We start from the raw sequence: 18,666 nt of genomic DNA, 5'->3' as shown, positions 1-18,666 counted from the left end.
ATTTATCGGAATGATCAGGCCGATGGGCTTGAATGACAGCGAATGATTCGGTCTTCCTTAGCAAAATGCTTCTAAGGGATTGTATGATTAAGCATGCACTGTGAATGATACGAACCTTGCGCCAGTTAAAGCAAGTACCGACATCGTTCTACTACAAGAGAAGAAGCACGAATTACGAACTAGTGGCTACGCGCTGGCACGTATCATAAAATACGGCTTCCAAGGAACGATGTCCATTCTCTGTACGGCAAAGCCTAGCAACTGAATCGCAGGCGACCATGACTCCTTCGTTCATGAAAGCGACAGTATCGGCCGTGTCCTCCACGACAGACAAAATATGAGTCGAATACAGGATTGTTGTTCCCTTCCTGCGTTCTGCATGGAGCAGCTCCTTGAACGTATGTACCCAATAAGGATCAAGTCCGTTAGTTGGCTCATCCAGAATGATAATCGGTGCTTCAGGCAGCAGCGCTTGTGCGAGAGCGAGCCGCTGCTGCATTCCCTTGGAATAGTGGCTTACCTTTTTATGTTTATCCCGTTCCAATCCAACGAGGCGGAGCAGTTCATCGATGCGATTCCGCGGCACCTGCAAAAGCTTGGAGAAAAAGTGCAGCACCTCGTATCCCGTTAAGGAACGGGGAAATACCATATTGTCCGGCATATAGGCGAATGTGGATTTATAGGCGTTGTCCTTCGACGATACCATGCGCCCGTTCAAGTAAATGCTGCCTGACGTCGGCTTTACGATTCCAATCATCATCTGAATGATCGTGCTCTTCCCAGCGCCATTGCCTCCACATAAGGCGAAGCATTCGCCTTGACCAACTGAGAAGTGGATATTGCGCACCTGATTCTGCTTGGAATAAATCTTGGATACGTTATCGAATTGAATCATCGCATTCGTGGTCATTCGCGGATGCGCACCCCCTGCTTCACAATGATGATGGATAAGACAAGCGGGACAATGATCCACGCTGCAGCCGCCAGACAGAGGGCAATTTGTCCGGCGCTTCCTTCAGCCCATATCGTAAAGTCATAAAGCGTCGGCCCGAATATCATGCCACTCTTCATTTGAACGATGCTCCACACCCGTATCAGCTCGACTGGATTGAACAGGATGGATGTGGTTAAGAGCGTAATGATCCAATTATAAGGGACAACACTGGAGATACCCATCACGATATATTCGTACAGGAGCACGCAGAGCGCCCATGTCAGAATGCTGATGCCGAGCGCTTGGAAGCGCGTACCGGCATATACGCCAATGACCGAAGCTATTGCCAGAAAGACGGCTGCAAGCAGTAGGGTCAGGGCGATGAAGAGAAAAAACAAGGAAGCGGCAAATATGCCAGTGCGATTCGTGATCCATAGCACAGTTCCGACAATGCCGTAGCCGATTAGGATAACGGCTCCTATGGCTGCCAGCATGCCTATATATTTGCCGAGTACAATAGAGGTAGACGATACCGGATAGGTGAGCAGGAGCTGGTAGCCCCCGTCCTCCTTATCTCCCGCGAGCATTGTGCTGCCCATTAACAGGGTGAGCAGCGGAACGAGAAACAGGGACAAATTCAAAAGTCCGGCTGTCATTCTCGTAAACCCTTCATACCCGGATTGATAACCGGCGCTGCCGAAGAATACGATGAATAGCGCCAGTAATGTAAATAATAATGAGAAGCTTGCCAGCCAGCGGCTGCGGATAATCAGCTTCATTTCCTGCTTCGCAATTGAACCTATGTGCTTCATTGGTGACCGTCCCATTTATGCTGCTTCAGGTCAGGGAATGACAACACATTGCCTTTGCCCTCCTGTGCCACGTAGTGCTCTGCTTCTTCCTTGCTTGGAAAGGCCAGCACGCCATTCGCCATTGGTGTCCAGAAGTCTTGATGGTAGGCGAACCAAGCCTGCTCCAGCTCCACCCAATTGCTTGCGGCGTATACATAGGATTTAGCAATTGGATTATCTGCATTATGATACGTTTGGATATAATCCATCATGCAGCCGATGTCATCGAAGGTCATAATCTTGCCGTCTGTTAATACAACCTCTGTTGCGTAGCTTTCGTTCGCTACGCTCATATTGCATACGATGCATACATCGATATCAGGGTTAATCGGTCGCGGTTCATAGCTTGGCTTACCGCATGAAGTGACGAGCATAAGGCCGATTGCCACTACGATTGTCCCGAATCTCCAAGTCATTTCTGAATCCTCCCTTGTGCAAGAATAAATATGCCGCCAATTAGGAACAAGCATCCCGCGATGCCGATAAGTTGGCGATTGTCTGCAGGAAGCTCCCCTTCCAGGCCTGCTTGTGCTGTACCGTCTGCAATCGGTTGAGGGACGGGCCGCTGTGTAAGCGGAAATCGATCTGCTCCACTCGCAGTGCTAGTGGCAGGCAGCATGCGATTGACAGCGTTCCACAGCTGTATGGCAGGACTCTCGAAGTAGAATTGCAGCTGCGGCTGCTTCGGCAGAAGCTTGTCATAGATGGAGCTTGCATAGTAAGGAAGCTCCCCGATGCCATCACCGGTAAGATCGAAGGAGGAATAGTCGTCCCAGTAATTTCCTGATGTGCCGTCATCAATGGCTTGCTTGTCGTCCAAGCTTCGTGCTTGTACGACATTGCCGATGAACTGGTTGCCTGATAGGGTAGTTCCGGTATTGCCCTTCAGCAGACTAAGGCCAAGATGATTGCCTGCAATGACATTGTCTGCAATCATACTGTCTCTTGCATCCTCCAGCCCGAGACCGTTGCTGTTGTCCATTATGTGGTTGCCCCGCATAGTGATGCGATCGGTGTTATAGAGGAGCGCTCCATAACCACGATAATCAAGCTGCTTCTGCATGATGTTCTGCTCAATTCGAAAGGAGGAGGAGCTCATGACCATCATTCCATTAATGTTGTACGTGAATTGATTGCCCGATACGAGACCGCCTTTGCCGAACATAAGATGAATAGCGTAGCGCGAATCGGATATCGTGTTGTTGCTTAGCGTGCTGTCGGCCGCGAAGTCAATGTAAATGCCATCCTGCACATTATAAATATCATTGCCTCGCACGACATTGCCACTTCCGTAGAACAGGTGAATGCCGTTGCCTCGCTTAGAGATACGGTTGTTATTGCTCGTTATCGTGTTGTTCTCAATCTGATTGCCGTGTCCTTTGTTGACATAGATGCCATTTTGGACGCGAGACAGCGTATTGGACACGATCAAATTGTCCGAGGAGGCGATATAAATACCAGCATCCTGCTTTTTATTTCCGCTCTGGTTAATCTGAAATCCGCTCAGGGAAACGCCGGAGGCGGTAATCGTGATGACATGACCTTGATGATTGCCGCTCAGCATAACTTTGGCATTGTTGGCAGCTTGCAGCTTCAACGGCTTATTAATGACAAGCTGTTCATGATAGCTGCCTTCCTGTACGGTAATGGTTGCGTCTCGTTCAGCTTCATTAATGGCCTTTTGGATCGAATCTCCGGCACGAACGATTAGCATTTTCCCGTTAGCGTTAGAGGCATACAGCTTGCTTGTGCCTGGGAAGCAGGTGAGGAGAAACAATAGCAATGCTAGAGCGGCTAGCAGCGTCTTTCTGTTCATTTGCCTGCAATTAGTCACAATTGGCCACCATCCTGTTCCCATCTTCATTCCTTTGGCTCCTACATTACGACACAATTGTGTGAAAAGATGAAAGAATGTGTGAACGGAGCATGACAACCCGCAAGTCTTCATGTCTCTCTGTATCGCGGCAGTGCAATCGTCGCGGTCGTGCCCTCATGCTCGATGCTGTGCAAAGCCAGCGTGCCGCCATGCATAGCGACAATATTAGACACGATGGCAAGCCCCAGACCAGTACCGCCGTCCTTACGGGTTCGCGCCTTATTGGCTCGATAGAACGGCTCGCTTATGTGAGGCAGATGTTCAGGGGCAATGCCAATGCCGGTATCGCTAATGCTCAGCTCACAATGGGTGTTCGAGGTTGCACGCAATCCGATGCTGATTGTCCCGTGCTTAGGCGTATACCTTATGGCATTGTCCAGCAGGTTATGGAGAACCTGTTCAATTCGATTTTGGTCGGCCTCAATGATAAGCTCCGGATCAAGCTCAGTTGCCAGTGTAATTTGCTGCTGGGACAGGATGGGCCTGTATGTCATCAGCACGTCCTCAATAAGCTGTGCATACACAAGATGGGTGATGGCAAGCGGATAGGCATTGTTCTCCAGCTTGGCCAGCTCCAGCAGATCATGAACCAGCCGCTGCATGCGGCCAGCTTCACGATGGATCAGTCCAAGATAGCTGCGCTGGTCTTGCACGGATTCTACAACCCCATCGAGAATCGCTTCGCTGTAACCCTTCACATAGCTGATCGGCGTTCGCAGCTCATGGGATACGTTTGCGAGAAACTCTTTCTTTCGATTATCCTCCTGGGCAACAGCGCACGCCATCTGATTGAAGGCTTGTCCCACCTTGCCGATTTCGTCATGTGTCGTAATTGGAACGCGCTGCTCATAATTGCCGAGAGCCATCTCATGGGCGGCAGCCTCCAAGCGGCGAAGAGGCTGCGTGATGCGATTGATTAATGTTCTGCCCAGCACAAGAGACAGGAGCACGAAGCAGACGGTGATCGGAATGAAAATACTGGTCAGTTCCTTATTCATCTCTGTAATGGTTGCAAGCGGGATGTACAGGAACAAAATGCCCTGTAGGCGATTCTCGTCCAGAAGCGGGATGCTGACAGATAAAATCGTACGGCCGAATCGTTCCTCGAACCCCGATTTGGTAACGGGTTTTCCCTGAAGGAGCTGCTGGCGATCCTGCTCGCTGATGAGAGAGTCGTATTCAATTTCAAAAGGGAGGCAGGCGCTTAATTCACGAGGATTCGTGACAAGAAACACCTCCGAGTCTGACATCTTGTTGTACCAATCAATCTGATCGCGCAGCTTGGCGGTTACTTCTCCGCCGCTATAGTTGCTTGCAAGGCGCAGCCCTTCCAGCCGCAGTCCCTCGTCTACCTTTTCGACATAGTATTTTTCATAGAAATAGTGAGTGAGCGCATACGAAAAAGACACGGTTCCGATAATCGCCGCGCACACAATAAGCCACATTTTCTGTGCTAAGGTAAGCTGCTTCATGCGTTTACACCTCAAGTTTATATCCGATGCCCCACATCGTTTGAATGAATTCCCCCACATTGCCGAGCTTAATGCGCAGTGTTTTGATATGCGTATCTACAGTTCTAACACTGCCCTCGTAATCGATGCCCCACACGTGCTCCAGAAGCTGCTCACGGCTGAGTGCCTGTCCACGGTGGCGGCATAAGAAGAGCAGCAGCTCAAATTCTTTCAAGGTAAGAGATAAGGGTTCGCCGCATACCTTCACTGTTCTTCCTCGTTCATTAATTTCGATCTGGCCGTACTGTTGAACCGTTTTGTCTTCTGCGGATTCCCGGTGCACTCTGCGCAGAACCGCGTCGATACGTGCGATCAGTTCGCTTGGACTGAACGGCTTTACGATATAATCGTCGGCGCCGATCTTTAGGCCATAGACGCGATCCCATTCTTCTCCTCTTGCGGTCAAGAAGACGATCGGGACGTTAGAGGACTGGCGTATGTTCAGACAGAGCGTAAAGCCATCGAGTACCGGCATCATGACATCGGCAACAATTAGATCGATGGGCATGGCAGACAGGACTTCCAGTGCTTCCTCGCCGTTCGCGGCCTGATGCACCTCAAATCCGGAGTTCTTTAAGTACATTTGCACGAGTGCTCTCATATCATCTTCATCATCAATGATGAGCAATCGAGTTTGGTTCATGCTTGCTCCTCCTTGTGCTTATGAGTTGGACAGGATCTGGAATGGCCCCTGACCCACGGGAATGATTGAGCTGACGGTGAGTGACTCGGGATCGATAACATAGATTTCGTTGCTGTCATAGCTAGCGACGTATAAGTAGCTGCCAATGGCCTTCATTTCAAAAGGATTGGCGCCAATTTTGAGCGTGCCAAGCTCAGCGCCGGCGCTCCGATCGAACTTGCGGAGCGTATTGGAACCGTGGCTCAATGCAAATATGCCTGTATTCGTCTGAGCGAAGCTTACGGGCATATAAGGAGCTGGGATGCGTCGAATCAGCAACCCAGTATCCATGTTGTATACATGGATGTCCGACTCGACCTCTGCTCCGGTTCCGTGGCCGCCAACCCACAGCTCACGTCGATCGTCCAAGAGCAGTCCGCCAGCTGAAGATTCATTAATGCCGAAAGTTTGTACAACCTTGTGTGATTTTGTGTCGATAATGGACATTGTCGTATCATCAAAATTGATGACGTACAGCCTGCTTCCGTCCTTCGCTTCATACATATGCAGGGGCTGCTTGCCGACAGGCACCTCGTACTCAAGCGTGCCGTCCAGGCGGAAAGCACGAATGGATTTATGGTGCTGATCGACAACATAGACAAGCTGCTTCGAATGGGACAGCAGCGCATTAGCCACACCTTTGCCTACGTTCCACGTCTTGATCTGCTTTCCTGTAGACAATTGATAAATAAGGGCCTTGTCCGCTTGCTTGCCGTAGACAAGTAACTGATCTTGTCCGAGGAATAGGGCGCCGCTTAGCGGAAAATCAAGCTGCCAGGTTGCGGACACTTTATTACGGGAAGGATCAAGGAAGGTGAGACTGTGATCCTTCACATTGGCGCTGGCGATAATAGGCTGCTGCTCTACGGGCTGGAAATGCTCCTTGCCGCACCCGGCAAGAACAAAAGCAAGAGCGAGCGGCACAAGCATAGGCAGCAGCTTGAGTATGAGAGATGCAGGGCGCATAAGGCGCTTCCTCCTGTTATTCAAAAAATGGAATATAGCAACATTATAGCGGCTTTAGACATAAAATCTGATCAAATCTATGAAGTTTTGTACTTCTTTTTGGAAAATTGCAACATAAAGTTCAACAATTCATTTCATTTCCTTCACAATCTCCTCACAATTGCTTGCTAGCATTTGTTTTGTCAATGAATTCCATCGTGGAGGGTGTTATATGAAAAAGGGGTTAACTATTTTTATTTGTTCGATCATAATGCTGAGTATGCTGGCTGGATGCGGCGGTGCAGACCATGCGGGAGAGAAGAGCGGACAAGCTGCGGCACCAGTTGAAGGAGCAGCGATTTCGAATACGGGGAAGGAACTCGCTAGCCAATCAACTGAAAATAAGACACAATCCAAGCAAGAGCTGGCTGCACCACATGCGGAGGAGCCGACTCATGAGGACTTATGCGCCTTTTGCCAAATGAAAATCTATTTGAGAGAAGAAGATATGGGGATGTTTACAGCGCAAATGCAGACAGCAGATGGCCAGCATCTCTATTTTGACGATGTCGGCTGCTTATTGAATTATGAGCGAGATATGAAAGAGAAGCCGGCCGCATCCTGGGTAAGAGATTATAGTACCTTGGAATGGGTGTCAGCGAAGGATTCAACTCCGGTAAAGGCGGAAATTAAGACACCGATGAAATATGGCTATGCGTTGTTCGCTACACAGGACGCGGCAAAGAAGTTCGTGTCGGACAATCAAGCGCTAAAGGGCAAGGAAGCAACGTGGAAGGAAATTGATGAAATATCCCACCAACGCTATTTGAAGCGAAAAGCGAGAATGAAAAATGGCGGCATGCATAATGACAGTATGAACAAGTCAATGGATCATGGAAGTAATGGGGATGGCAAACACAAAAGCGAGGATAAGCACAATAAATGATGATGAACAGTAAAATGAGAATCTGTCAGGCATAATTGAAATGAATACGCTGAAAAGAGTCTAGATAATGCTGGATTAGACATATATATAGTCCCGCCTGTCGTTGCTGTAAAGTGGTGGCAGGCGGGACTTGTTGTTATAAGAAAAGCAGCAGCATCGCAACAAATGTCGTCACGGTTAAACCGATGATAACCGGAACGAGGTTCCGGCGCGCCAGCTCGAATGGGCTGACTCCGCATATAGCTGCAGCGGGAATGAGCGCCCAAGGGATGAGTGTTCCGCCTCCGACCCAGATTGCAGCTACTTGGCCAAGAGCAGTCAGGGTGTCGGTTCCGCCGCCAATGGCGGTACCGAATAGAGCTGCGATGGAGCCAGCGAGCGAGATGCCTGAAAATCCCGAGCCATCCAGTCCTGTAATTGCGCCAACGATGGTGAGCGTAATTGCGCCGGCAGCCGGATGGAGAGGAACACTGTGCGCAAGCGCAATCCCTAAATCGTTCACAATGCCGTGTGAAGCGGAGGGCAGGGTTTTACCGAAGATTTCGAAGAAGGCAGAGTCGCCTAAATAGAAGAAGGCTGCAATCGGAATGACGGGGCCAAACACCTTGAAGCCGAACTGAAAGCCATCGACCAGATAGCTGGTCGTCTGCTCTAATGCCTGCAAGCGATGCGTAAGTAGAGTAACCGTGATGAGGATAATTGCAGCCGTCCCGCCGACAAGCGCAGTTGCTTCCCCGCCCTGAAGATTTAGCTGGAACAACATGATGAGGTCGATAACGAAGAGGAGGGGAATAAGAATGGCTAAAATCATTTTTGCGACAGGGGATAAGGGGATACGGGTCACTTCGAAGCTGCTGCGGTCGTTGTTTTTAGCGATTCCTGTGCTCATAGTCAGACGTCCGAGTCCCATATCGCGGCGCATCATCCAGAAAGCAACGAATGTTGTTGCAATTCCCATTACGAGCACGAGCGGGACACTTGCTTCAAGGATGCTTTTCACCGGCAATGCGGCAGCATCGGCGGTAAGCTTCGGAGCTCCCTGAATAATGAAGTCACCGGATAACGCGATTCCGTGACCGAATAGGTTCATAGCCATTGCTACAGCTAGCGGCGGCAGCCCTACGCGAATCGCGGCAGGCAGCAGGACAGCGCCAATAAGGGCAACGCCGGGAGAGGGCCAGAAGAAGGTGCTGATGACAACCATAACGATCCCGACCGTCCAGTAGGCAAGCGCGGGTCCGCGCATAAGCTTGGTGAACGGTGAAACCATTGTTTCATTAATGCCGGATGCGAGAAGCACGCGGCTCATCGCAACAATAATAGAAATGATAAGAATGGTGCCAAGTAATTCTCTAATAGCATAAATGAAGCTGGTGAAAATGCCGCTGACCGCTGAGCTGACTGAGGCAGTCGCAAGCAAGCCCAGCAGGAAAATCCCCGCCATACATACGATTGTTGTATCCCTCCGCATGATGAGAAAGCCAATAATAAGCCCAATGAACAAGAGATACAACCAGTGTATCCCGACAAGCGTGACATCCAATGGAATCGCCTCCCCAAAAAATATTGCAAGCGTTAACATAGATTTCGGAAGCGTGAAGCCACTTCGAATTATGTGTTTTATCCTATGCGAATACCTATCATATGGTCATGATAATGGTTGAAATTTTAACGATCATATTAACATTTTCAATCTACTTTCCAATAACAAGTAAGGCAAAAAGGGGTAGATCTAAAGAACCTCTTCCTGTACGGAGTGAGAAGGTCTAAATACTTATTCATAAATGTTAAAAAAGAATGAAATGAGTATTTGGAACTACTATAGCAGCTTAGATATACGTTAGGGGATGAAAGAATTGAAAGACAATTGGAGAACATGGTTGTCCAGCTTGCTAGTCAGCAGCTTGCTCTTCACCATGGCTGCACCGGCACATGCGGCAATGAATGACTCGAAGGATAGTAGGATGGGGGGGCATTCAGGAGGAGAATGACAATTCGAAGGTATTGTACACGGATTTGTCAGGCCATTGGGCGCAGCAGGCGGCACTAAAATGGAGCAAGCGCGGTGTTGTGCAAGGCAATGAGGCGCAATCCTTTGTCCCAAATCGAATGGTGACGCGAGCGGAGTGGGCAGCGCTGCTAGGACGCATGTTCCAGCCACAGCCAGGCAAGCAGCCGGGCTTTATCGATGTGGCAGAGAAGAATTGGTACACCCAAGATATAGCGGCAGCTGTCAACGCAGGCTATATGAAATATGAAAGGGCATGGCACTAAGCAATTCAAACCGCAAGAGACATTAACGCGCCAAGAGGCGGAAGTGTCCTTGCAAACGATAATGAAGCTCGCATCCTCTGAGCGCAACTTGCCTTGGAAGGACAGTAAGCGGATCGCGACATGGGCGCAAGCGGCGGTTGCCGCGGTAACCGAACAAGGGCTGATGAAGGGATATGCAGATAGCTCCTTCCGCCCGAATCAAGGAATCACGCGAGCTGAAGCAATTACACTGCTCGATCGTGTCTTCGATGCTTATGGCACATGGATTGGTGCGGAAGGTGTACACGGTCCCACAACGGGAGAGCAGCAATTGAAAGGCACGGTTTTCATCAATGCGGCAGGAGTAACACTGCAAAACACCGTTATTGACGGGGATCTGATTATCGGCAAACAAGTTGGTGAAGGCGATGTTCATTTGAAAAACGTGAAGGTCAAAGGAAATACATACGTATATGGTGGCGGGGATCATAACCCAGGGCTTGGCTCCAGGGCAATATCGCTTGGATCCGTTTGGCGGTAATGTTGTCGTGGTAGAAATTACGGATTAATAGCATTACGTTTTTTCCGTTCCCATTCTTTAATGAGTGATTCAGGATCGGAAACGGAAAGGTGCCGATTAGAGGAGAAAGCATTGCTTCATTCCACACAGTGGGTATAAAGCAATGCTTTCTTTTTTGTAATCGATAAGGATGTTGCGTTTATTGATCTTGTCCTGTGCTGGCCCCTAATCCTCACTGGGATCTTGGCCCACCATATGGCAGGCATGCCTTAAATACTAAAATACTTAGATACTTAAATGCCTGCCATATGAAGCACGTGCTTTAGCTTGTCGATGTTGACGATCAGATTATCAAAGCCAGCGAGCGGTTTTGGCGGCTGCTCGATATCACATAGAACCTCATAGTAATTCATCCCTGCATGATTGCTTATCTTCCAAAAGTATCCATCCATAACCGTTATCGGCGTCAGTTCGATCAATGTAGAGCCTGGATTACAAAACACGGTATTAATGCTTCCGCTTCCGAACGGCGAGACGATAACTTGCGCGGATGAATAGATTGCAATCTTCTCCGCCGTGGACAGCGGTGTAAGCACAATGCGGACAAAGCCCTTCTCGGCCAAAACCTGCATGACTTCCTCTTCATTGATGACGTGACGAGCGAATGCATCTTGGCGGCTGACATAGATTCGTTCATAGCCAGGACGGGGAGCGATGGAAGTATCTTTCAAACGGGTGAGAATAAATTGATTGGCCCAGCGTGGACACCCGCCAATAAGGAACGGGATGGCCGGCACGACCAGCTTGTTTGCGACCAAATGGAAATCGTTGCGGTCAACTTGAATTAACTTTTCCATCGGAAAGCCGATCATTTGCAGCGACTCATATTGGAAAGAATGCGTCAGTTGGCCAACCAAATACTTGTCGATAGCGATTCCGCTCTGCTCCAGCAAATGAATGCGAGGCAAATAATCAAAAAACCAATGCCCAAAAATAGCTTGGTGATATGCATAGCCGGGAATATTCCAGCCCCACATTAATGTGGCTACAGTTTCTGGCGTATATTGCGGCTCAGGAAGCTCATTGAACGGGTAAGGATAAGGGGGAAGTTCAACGTCTTGAAGCCGGAAATGGTCGGGGGTTACGACGTGACCGCTCCCTGTCATGACCCTTCCTCCCGGTATTACTGCCACGAATGCCTCATCAAAGTGACAGATAGATCCCCATCGAGGCGTGTCCACTCCTTTGGGCGGGGGCAGCATAATCGTTTCACTAGGATAAATCACACGATATCGTTCTTGAAATTGTTGAAGGTTAAGAGCGGTTCCGGCAGCCCAGTCTCGGGTTCGTTTATAAGTCTGATTCGGAAATATATTCATCACTCCAGCCCTCCTTTTGCAGATTGTTTCAGTTGCAATATGCCGTGAATAGACTCTATGAATAGAGTATGCAAAAGAACAAGGGGCAGCGAGGGCAGTTCCAAAGGGGAAGATGCACAATTTTCACATACATGTTCAACTTGGAATGATAAATACGCTGACCGGAAAAAGGATCTTACTTTTCCGGTACGGCGGCTTTTTTTGCTGATTTATGTTTCTGCTCGGTATGTCTTACCCAGCTCAGCACTCAATCCGAAGTAATGGCGGAAGTTATAAATCAGAGGACTCCATTTCCGAGGATCGATATGATTATCGTCGATGCGGAAATGCTGGTGGGCATGCACATGAACAGCTTCCGTCTCGACAATTGCCATAAACGAAGTATGCTCGGGGATACGGATATGTCTCACCTGTGCTTCAATTTGAATCGGTCATTCCGCAATGCGTGTAGGCTGTACGGCAAATGACTCAATCGGCGTCAGTTCACCTGCCTCGTATTTATCCTTATAATAAGAAAACCCTACCGGCAGCTTCCATTCAGGAACCTGCTGCTTTCCTGTATAAGGCGCCAGCTTTTCGACATTTCTCCACAAATCAGGACTTGGCACATTGATGACGCATTCTTGATGACGCTGTAGATTTTCAATTGCTTTGCTTTCTAGCCCGATTCCGAGCACAACGCATTTCCCTAACGCCCAAGAGGAGGACAGGGGGCTAATATTGACAGTTCCATCTTCATTTAAGGTGCTCAATAAAATAACGGGTGTTCCATAATAGAGGGTTTTCGGTTGAATGTGTTTTGTTACGATTTTTTGTTTGCTCGTTTCCATAGGTTGATGCGGAAAGAATGCTGGAGCTGGGCTGGATAAAGAGGCTGCCGGATACGAGGGCCATTCATATAACGAAGTCGGGGGCGGCAGGCTTGAAAGAAACGCTCGGAATCGACCTAACGATTCCTACAGAGTAATCTCAGGGTGACGTTTATATAGAAACGAGAAGGCGTAGGTTGATTCCTTTCGGATTCGGTCGGCGTTTAGATGTGTGTGACTCTCAAAGAAAACAGATGGAGTTGAGACGTGAACAGCTCTCCATACAGAGAAAACTTGCAGAAAAGGGAGATAGCTGAAGCTGCCATTGCTGAGTTTTTCATTACAATCATTCAATCATTACAGCCGTAAATTGTTGAGTTATACTTCTCTTTTTTTCTTTGAACTAAAAAGCACCCCTTACACTTTATTGGATGAACACATAAGGTGCCCTGCCAATATTGCTGTAAGGGGTGCTCTTTCATTTACAATGTTGGGCCGATCTTATTTATGGTTACGCGTGCGAGCGTTCTTGCGCAATCATTTGGCGGAGCACCGTTTGCAGGATACCACCGTTATGATAGTAGTCTACATCAACCATGCTGTCGAGACGAACGGTAACCGGGAATTCGAATTGCGTTCCGTCTTCGCGTGTCGCCTGCACTTGCAGGGTTTGTCCCGGCTCTACGCTGTTGGACAAGCCAACGATGCTGAAGGTTTCTGTTCCCGTCAAGCCAAGTGTTTTCCAACTGTTTCCGTCTTGGAATTGCAGCGGGAGCACGCCCATACCGACAAGGTTGGAACGGTGGATGCGCTCGAAGCTTTCTGCGATAACAGCTTTTGCGCCGAGCAAATAAGTGCCCTTAGCAGCCCAGTCACGGGAGCTTCCTGTACCATATTCCTTACCTGCAATAACGATCAGGTTCGTCCCTTCCGCTTGATACTTCATGGAAGCATCATAGATGGACATGACTTCATCCGTAGGCAAGTACTTCGTTACGCCGCCCTCTGTGCCTGGAGCAATCTGGTTGCGGATGCGGATATTCGCGAATGTACCGCGCATCATGACCTCGTGGTTGCCGCGGCGGGAACCGTACGAGTTGAAGTCTTGACGAGCAACACCGTTATCGATCAAGTATGTTCCTGCTGGGCTGTCTGCCTTAATATTGCCGGCTGGAGAAATATGGTCAGTTGTTACGGAATCGCCGAGCAGCGCCAATACCTTCGCGTCGCGGATATCTGCAATATCGTTCAATTCAGAACCGAGGTTCGAGAAGAACGGAGGATTCTGAATGTACGTGGACTTTTCATCCCACTCATACAATTCGCCTTCTGGAACTGGAATGGAGTTCCAGCGTTCGTTTTGCGTAAATACATTTTCGTATTTGGCACGGAACATATCTGGCGAAATCGCTTGGGCAACAGCTTCTTTAATTTCTTCAGATGTAGGCCAAATATCCTTTAAGAATACAGGCTCATTGTTGTTGTCGTAGCCGAGTGGCTCGCTCGCAAGGTCGATGTTGACTGTACCTGCGAGTGCATATGCCACAACGAGCGGAGGAGAAGCAAGGTAGTTCGCCTTTACCTGTGCATGGACACGGCCCTCGAAGTTGCGGTTACCGGACAAGACAGCTGCAACGGTCATATCTTCATCTGCGATCGCCTTGCTTACCTCGTCAGGAAGCGGACCAGAGTTACCGATACATGTAGCGCAACCGTAGCCAGCAACGTGGAAGCCAAGCGCTTCGAGCGGCTCGATCAAGCCGGATTTGTTCAAATATTCTGTAACGACCAGCGAACCAGGAGTCAAGCTGCTCTTCACGTAAGCTGGCTTCTTCAAGCCGCGCTCTACCGCCTTCTTCGCAACAAGTCCTGCGCCGATCATTACGCTAGGGTTGGAAGTATTCGTACAGCTGGTGATTGCCGCGATCACAACAGCACCTGTTTTCAGTTGTGTTGTCTCACCGTTCGGATGAGCAACAGTAACTTGCTGTTCGATTTTCTCGTCGCTGAGTCCATATCCGCCCTTATCAATCGGCGTACGCACGATATCAAGGAAGGATTGCTTCATGTTCGTCAGTTCCACACGATCCTGCGGGCGCTTTGGACCTGCTAAGCTTGGTACGATCGAGCCGAGATCCAATTCAATGACATCCGTGAACACCGGATCTTCTGTAGCCTCCGTGCGGAATAATCCTTGAGCTGTATAATACGCCTTAACGAGCTCGATTTGCTCTTCGGAGCGGCCAGTCAATCTCATGTAATTCAATGTCTCTTGGTCAACTGGGAAGAAGCCGATCGTTGCTCCGTATTCTGGAGCCATGTTCGCTACAGTTGCGCGGTCGGCCAAACTGATGTTTCCAAGGCCTGGGCCGAAGAATTCAACAAACTTGCCGACTACGCCCTTCTTGCGCAGCATTTGGGTAACCGTCAGCGCAAGGTCAGTCGCCGTAGCGCCTTCCGCCAAGCTGCCTGTCAGCTTGAAGCCGATTACCTCTGGCGTAACGAAGTAGAGCGGCTGTCCGAGCATGCCAGCTTCTGCCTCAATACCGCCGACACCCCAGCCTACAACGCCAAGACCGTTGATCATCGTCGTATGCGAGTCTGTGCCAACGAGCGAGTCAGGATATACTTCGGTAACGCCATTGACCTGCTTCGTAGCAGCTACGGAAGCCAAGTATTCTAAGTTAACTTGGTGAACGATACCTGTTGCAGGCGGTACTGCACGGAAGTTGTCGAACGCGGTTTGCGCCCAGCGAAGGAAGCGGTAGCGCTCTTCATTGCGCTCAAATTCCACGTTCATGTTATATTCGAGAGCATCCTTTGAGCCGAATGCATCAACCATGACAGAGTGGTCGATTACGAGATCAACCGGAACAAGCGGGTTAATTTGCTTCGGATCTCCACCGGCTTTTTTCACTGTATCCCGCATCGCTGCAAGATCGACAACGACTGGTACGCCCGTGAAGTCCTGAAGCACGATACGTGCTGGAATGAATGGAATCTCTTTATTCTCATCACGGCCATTCGCCCAATTGGCGATTTGGTTCACGTGATCCTTCGTAATGGCGCGGCCATCGAATTGGCGCAGGGCTGCTTCAAGCAGCACCTTGATCGAAAATGGAAGGCGGGAAATATCGTGGCCTTGCGCCTCGAACGCCTCCAAGCTGTAATAACGGTAGGAATGATTGCCGACGGTTAGCTCGCGTGCTGTAGAAAAAGCATCTGTTCTTGCCATAGAGAAACCTCCTTCTTGGTTCTGTGTTCTCTTGCTTGGTGATGCTGAATCAAAGTATGTTGGTAGGTATTACAGGTAGTTGTTTTTCTTTCTGTTTCACCAGATGAAACATAATTTCATAATTGCTTCACATCTCCAGTATAGCGTGTTCCCGTATGAGCGTAAAGAGGTTTTTCTGCATAAAAATGCCTAAATGTACGTGCTCTTTGCTTCAAATATCCTCACGACATGAGCGATGTGATAGATGCATATAATGGTAGCAATATACCGCGGCTTTCAAGGACGGTTGTCCGCCGGAGGCGCGCCCGTACAAGGAGGCAGTAGCATGCGGCAAGATTGGAAGAATACGCTGTACCTATATGTAGATCAACATAATCGATCTGAAGTGGATGATCGGAATTACGCAGTTCAGGCTCCTATTGAAGATATGGATTATGTCATGAAGGCAAGCGAGCGGGCTAGAAGATTGAAATTGTGGTATCGCGAACGCGGAACGACACCGCTGAAAAGTGAGACGAAGGCGAAGATTGTGCGCAAGCATGAAGGCGACGGAGAGGTAGCTGTTGATTTAGAGTTTCATGTCCAGCGCGAATATGACCAGCAGGGCGTGACCTTATTCGATGAGCGAATCGATATCGAGCGGTTAATTTTGAACCGTGACGGTGACAGGTGGATTATTACTCGTGTAGAAACACCGGCCTATGAGCGTCATGGCAATCAAGTAGAGGGCGAACTAGTAGAGACGAGAAGTTACGCCGAAAAGCAGAGCCGCTCTTTACCTTTATTAAATCGTGATGTGTTAGGTAATATGCGGCCTCAGAAATCAGTTCCGTATCGCCGGGAGAAGGCTGTACAATATGCAGAGCAGTGGTGGAATGAGCCCAATCCCCGTTTTCTGTCGTTTGAGGTCGATTGCACCAATTATGTCTCCCAATGTCTCTTTGCAGGGGGAGTGCCTATGAACTATACTGGTAGAAGAGAAGCGGGCTGGTGGTATAAAGGGATGGTCAACGGTCAAGAAGGTTGGAGCTATAGCTGGGCAGTTGCAAACAGCCTGGAGCGTTTGCTTGCGAATAGTGGAACTGGTTTGCGGGCGGAACTGGTTGAACAGCCAACAGAGCTGCAGCTCGGCGATATTATCGCATATGACTGGGATGGCAACGGCCATTACCAACATACAACGATCGTTACCGCATTTGATGTGAACGGCATGCCGCTCATCAATGCACATACGACAAATAGCCGCCACCGTTATTGGGACTATCAGGATTCTTACGCGTGGACAGAGGCGACGCAATATCGCTTCCTTCATATTGTCGATGCCTTATAAAAGGACAATGAAGACAGCGTAGGGGGACAACAGGCGCTTGATGCGCTGACGGAGGGAATTATGGGACAACAGCAGAAGATGCGCGTCGGCTTGGTGTACGGCGGCAAATCAGGAGAACACGAAGTATCATTATCGACGGCATTTGCCGTTATGGGAGCAATGGATTACGAGAAATATGAAATTATTCCTTTCTATATTACGAAGGTAGGGGAATGGCGCATAGGAGAAGTGCGCCATCAACCGTTTAGCGATAAATCGGAACTTACATTAGAAGAGGCTGCTGGGCACACGAAGGATGCAATGGAAATGCTGTTCGCTCGAGTGGATCGCAATGGGATAGCGGAGCAGCGGATCGACGTCATGTTCCCGCTGATTCACGGAACGAATGGAGAGGATGGCACGATCCAAGGTTTGTTTGAAATGGCAAACGTACCTTATGTCGGCGCAGGCGTACTGGCATCATCTGTTGGTATGGATAAGGCCGTGATGAAGCAGGTATTTGCGCATGCGGGCTTGCCTCAGTGCAAATATGTTCATTTCATTCGCAGTGAATGGAAGAATCATCAGGCTGATGTTATGGCTAATATTGAATCAGAGCTTGGCTTCCCATGCTTCATTAAGCCAGCTAACCTGGGCTCGTCGGTAGGCATTTCGAAGGCGCGCAATGATGTGGAGCTGCAACAAGCGATTGAGGTTGCGCTCCGTTATGACCGCAAGGTTATTGTAGAGGAGTTCGTAGATGCTCGCGAAGTAGAAGTAAGCGTGCTTGGCAATGACGAAGCAGACGCATCCGTGCCAGGGGAAATTGTGTCCTCGGGTGAGTTCTACGATTACAAGGCAAAGTATCTCGACGGCAAATCTCAAATTGTCATTCCTGCGCCGCTGGACGAAGAGCTGTTGGATCGCCTTCGCGAGATGGCAGTTACCGCATTCCGTGCGATAGATGGCTCCGGCTTGTCTCGCGTAGACTTCTTTGTACGCCGTTCAGATATGCAGGTGTTCATCAATGAAGTAAATACAATGCCAGGCTTTACGCCGTTCAGCATGTATCCGCTCATGTGGAAGGAAACAGGTCTTGCGTACGGTGCGCTGCTGGATCGCTTGATTCAACTGGCGCTTGAACGCTATGAGGTAAAGCAGCAGCTTTATTTTGAGAACGTGTAAGCATACGGCACTTATGTAACATATTTATAGGAAGATACGAATGGGCTGTCTTGTAAGTAGAGAATCTACTTGCTGGGCGGGCCCATTTTTTATGATAGGAAGTATGGATATCTTATGGTTGGAAATGGAAATCAGAGAATTACAGAAATAGGAACCGAAAGTTGGATCTGCTATATCTATTATTTTGCTCGAAAGTAAAAGAGATCGCAGGTATTTATGTCAGCATCTAAT

Annotated in this window: 15 protein-coding genes and 1 pseudogene; 5 read left to right on the top strand and 11 right to left on the bottom strand. The window is 49.1% G+C overall.

Annotated elements, in window-relative coordinates:
• Positions 1 to 172: 172 nt before the first annotated feature.
• The 7 genes from ACQ5BJ_RS14990 to ACQ5BJ_RS14960 form a co-directional block, all read right to left on the bottom strand.
• Positions 173 to 910 carry an ABC transporter ATP-binding protein gene (locus ACQ5BJ_RS14990; RefSeq protein ID WP_005543313.1) on the bottom strand — a complete coding sequence of 246 codons (738 nt, stop codon included), beginning with the start codon at positions 908 to 910 and terminating at the stop codon, positions 173 to 175.
• A complete protein-coding gene (locus ACQ5BJ_RS14985) occupies positions 907 to 1,746 on the bottom strand; it encodes an ABC transporter permease (RefSeq protein WP_430111234.1) in 840 nt (279 codons plus the stop codon). The genes ACQ5BJ_RS14990 and ACQ5BJ_RS14985 overlap by 4 nt, the downstream gene beginning before the upstream one ends.
• Complete coding sequence (locus ACQ5BJ_RS14980) at positions 1,743 to 2,201, bottom strand: nitrous oxide reductase accessory protein NosL (RefSeq protein WP_005543311.1); 459 nt, start codon at positions 2,199 to 2,201, stop codon at positions 1,743 to 1,745. The genes ACQ5BJ_RS14985 and ACQ5BJ_RS14980 overlap by 4 nt, the downstream gene beginning before the upstream one ends.
• The gene (locus ACQ5BJ_RS14975; RefSeq protein WP_430111231.1) at positions 2,198 to 3,649 is read right to left on the bottom strand and encodes a right-handed parallel beta-helix repeat-containing protein; all 1,452 of its coding nucleotides are present in this window, start codon (positions 3,647 to 3,649) and stop codon (positions 2,198 to 2,200) included. Before ACQ5BJ_RS14975 ends, ACQ5BJ_RS14980 begins: the two co-directional genes overlap by 4 nt.
• Before the next feature lie 80 nt (positions 3,650 to 3,729).
• On the bottom strand, positions 3,730 to 5,133 hold the full coding sequence (locus ACQ5BJ_RS14970; protein ID WP_430111228.1) for a sensor histidine kinase: 1,404 nt from the start codon (positions 5,131 to 5,133) through the stop codon (positions 3,730 to 3,732).
• Positions 5,134 to 5,137: 4 nt separating this feature from the next.
• On the bottom strand, positions 5,138 to 5,815 hold the full coding sequence (locus ACQ5BJ_RS14965) for a response regulator transcription factor (RefSeq protein WP_005543308.1): 678 nt from the start codon (positions 5,813 to 5,815) through the stop codon (positions 5,138 to 5,140).
• Positions 5,816 to 5,833: 18 nt separating this feature from the next.
• A complete protein-coding gene (locus ACQ5BJ_RS14960; protein ID WP_268598955.1) occupies positions 5,834 to 6,820 on the bottom strand; it encodes a YncE family protein in 987 nt (328 codons plus the stop codon).
• Positions 6,821 to 7,031: 211 nt separating this feature from the next.
• On the opposite strand from ACQ5BJ_RS14960, the gene ACQ5BJ_RS14955 reads away from it, so the two are divergent.
• Positions 7,032 to 7,745, top strand: coding sequence for a nitrous oxide reductase accessory protein NosL (locus ACQ5BJ_RS14955; RefSeq protein WP_430111223.1), 714 nt, complete (start codon positions 7,032 to 7,034; stop codon positions 7,743 to 7,745).
• Between the two features lie 136 nt (positions 7,746 to 7,881).
• Here ACQ5BJ_RS14955 and ACQ5BJ_RS14950 read toward each other — a convergent pair whose 3' ends face one another.
• A complete protein-coding gene (locus ACQ5BJ_RS14950; protein WP_005543305.1) occupies positions 7,882 to 9,288 on the bottom strand; it encodes a hypothetical protein in 1,407 nt (468 codons plus the stop codon).
• 401 nt (positions 9,289 to 9,689) lie between these two features.
• Here ACQ5BJ_RS14950 and ACQ5BJ_RS14945 point away from each other — a divergent pair, with 401 nt between their 5' ends.
• Positions 9,690 to 10,019: an S-layer homology domain-containing protein gene (locus ACQ5BJ_RS14945; RefSeq protein ID WP_430111219.1), complete on the top strand. Its 330-nt coding sequence runs from the start codon at positions 9,690 to 9,692 to the stop codon at positions 10,017 to 10,019.
• Entirely contained in the window at positions 10,000 to 10,539 is a 540-nt protein-coding gene (locus ACQ5BJ_RS14940) for an S-layer homology domain-containing protein (RefSeq protein ID WP_430111216.1), read from the top strand. The genes ACQ5BJ_RS14945 and ACQ5BJ_RS14940 overlap by 20 nt, the downstream gene beginning before the upstream one ends.
• 272 nt (positions 10,540 to 10,811) lie before the next feature.
• Here the strand turns inward: ACQ5BJ_RS14940 and ACQ5BJ_RS14935 are convergent, their stop codons facing one another.
• From ACQ5BJ_RS14935 to acnA, 3 genes and pseudogenes are all read right to left on the bottom strand, one after another.
• On the bottom strand, positions 10,812 to 11,897 hold the full coding sequence (locus tag ACQ5BJ_RS14935; protein ID WP_268598952.1) for a glycosyltransferase family 61 protein: 1,086 nt from the start codon (positions 11,895 to 11,897) through the stop codon (positions 10,812 to 10,814).
• Positions 11,898 to 12,106: 209 nt separating this feature from the next.
• A pseudogene (locus ACQ5BJ_RS14930) lies at positions 12,107 to 12,727 on the bottom strand (flavin reductase family protein).
• A 490-nt stretch (positions 12,728 to 13,217) separates the two neighbouring features.
• Complete coding sequence (acnA, locus tag ACQ5BJ_RS14925) at positions 13,218 to 15,941, bottom strand: aconitate hydratase AcnA (RefSeq protein WP_268621285.1); 2,724 nt, start codon at positions 15,939 to 15,941, stop codon at positions 13,218 to 13,220.
• Positions 15,942 to 16,266: 325 nt separating this feature from the next.
• Here acnA and ACQ5BJ_RS14920 point away from each other — a divergent pair, with 325 nt between their 5' ends.
• A complete protein-coding gene (locus tag ACQ5BJ_RS14920) occupies positions 16,267 to 17,271 on the top strand; it encodes an amidase domain-containing protein (protein WP_268598951.1) in 1,005 nt (334 codons plus the stop codon).
• Between the two features lie 60 nt (positions 17,272 to 17,331).
• Entirely contained in the window at positions 17,332 to 18,435 is a 1,104-nt protein-coding gene (locus ACQ5BJ_RS14915; protein WP_197266293.1) for a D-alanine--D-alanine ligase, read from the top strand.
• Positions 18,436 to 18,666: the final 231 nt, after the last annotated feature.

Origin of the sequence: Paenibacillus sp. B1-35 (genome assembly GCF_050474385.1) — a bacterium.
Lineage (GTDB): Bacteria > Bacillota > Bacilli > Paenibacillales > Paenibacillaceae > Paenibacillus_B > Paenibacillus_B alvei.
The sequence above is the reverse complement of the archived record's forward strand: the minus strand, read 5'-3'. Positions and strand labels throughout refer to the sequence as shown.

Excerpts from the sequence above, each read along its gene's own strand:
- acnA (WP_268621285.1), bottom strand. The coding sequence starts at position 15,941 with ATGGCAAGAACAGATGCTTTTTCTACAGCACGCGAGCTAACCGTCGGC.
- ACQ5BJ_RS14920 (WP_268598951.1), top strand. The coding sequence starts at position 16,267 with ATGCGGCAAGATTGGAAGAATACGCTGTACCTATATGTAGATCAACAT.
- ACQ5BJ_RS14970 (WP_430111228.1), bottom strand. The coding sequence starts at position 5,133 with ATGAAGCAGCTTACCTTAGCACAGAAAATGTGGCTTATTGTGTGCGCG.
- ACQ5BJ_RS14940 (WP_430111216.1), top strand. The coding sequence starts at position 10,000 with ATGAAAGGGCATGGCACTAAGCAATTCAAACCGCAAGAGACATTAACG.
- ACQ5BJ_RS14915 (WP_197266293.1), top strand. The coding sequence starts at position 17,332 with ATGGGACAACAGCAGAAGATGCGCGTCGGCTTGGTGTACGGCGGCAAA.
- ACQ5BJ_RS14935 (WP_268598952.1), bottom strand. The coding sequence starts at position 11,897 with ATGAATATATTTCCGAATCAGACTTATAAACGAACCCGAGACTGGGCT.
- ACQ5BJ_RS14960 (WP_268598955.1), bottom strand. The coding sequence starts at position 6,820 with ATGCGCCCTGCATCTCTCATACTCAAGCTGCTGCCTATGCTTGTGCCG.
- ACQ5BJ_RS14985 (WP_430111234.1), bottom strand. The coding sequence starts at position 1,746 with ATGAAGCACATAGGTTCAATTGCGAAGCAGGAAATGAAGCTGATTATC.
- ACQ5BJ_RS14980 (WP_005543311.1), bottom strand. The coding sequence starts at position 2,201 with ATGACTTGGAGATTCGGGACAATCGTAGTGGCAATCGGCCTTATGCTC.
- ACQ5BJ_RS14945 (WP_430111219.1), top strand. The coding sequence starts at position 9,690 with ATGACTCGAAGGATAGTAGGATGGGGGGGCATTCAGGAGGAGAATGAC.
- ACQ5BJ_RS14990 (WP_005543313.1), bottom strand. The coding sequence starts at position 910 with ATGACCACGAATGCGATGATTCAATTCGATAACGTATCCAAGATTTAT.
- ACQ5BJ_RS14975 (WP_430111231.1), bottom strand. The coding sequence starts at position 3,649 with ATGAAGATGGGAACAGGATGGTGGCCAATTGTGACTAATTGCAGGCAA.
- ACQ5BJ_RS14965 (WP_005543308.1), bottom strand. The coding sequence starts at position 5,815 with ATGAACCAAACTCGATTGCTCATCATTGATGATGAAGATGATATGAGA.
- ACQ5BJ_RS14955 (WP_430111223.1), top strand. The coding sequence starts at position 7,032 with ATGAAAAAGGGGTTAACTATTTTTATTTGTTCGATCATAATGCTGAGT.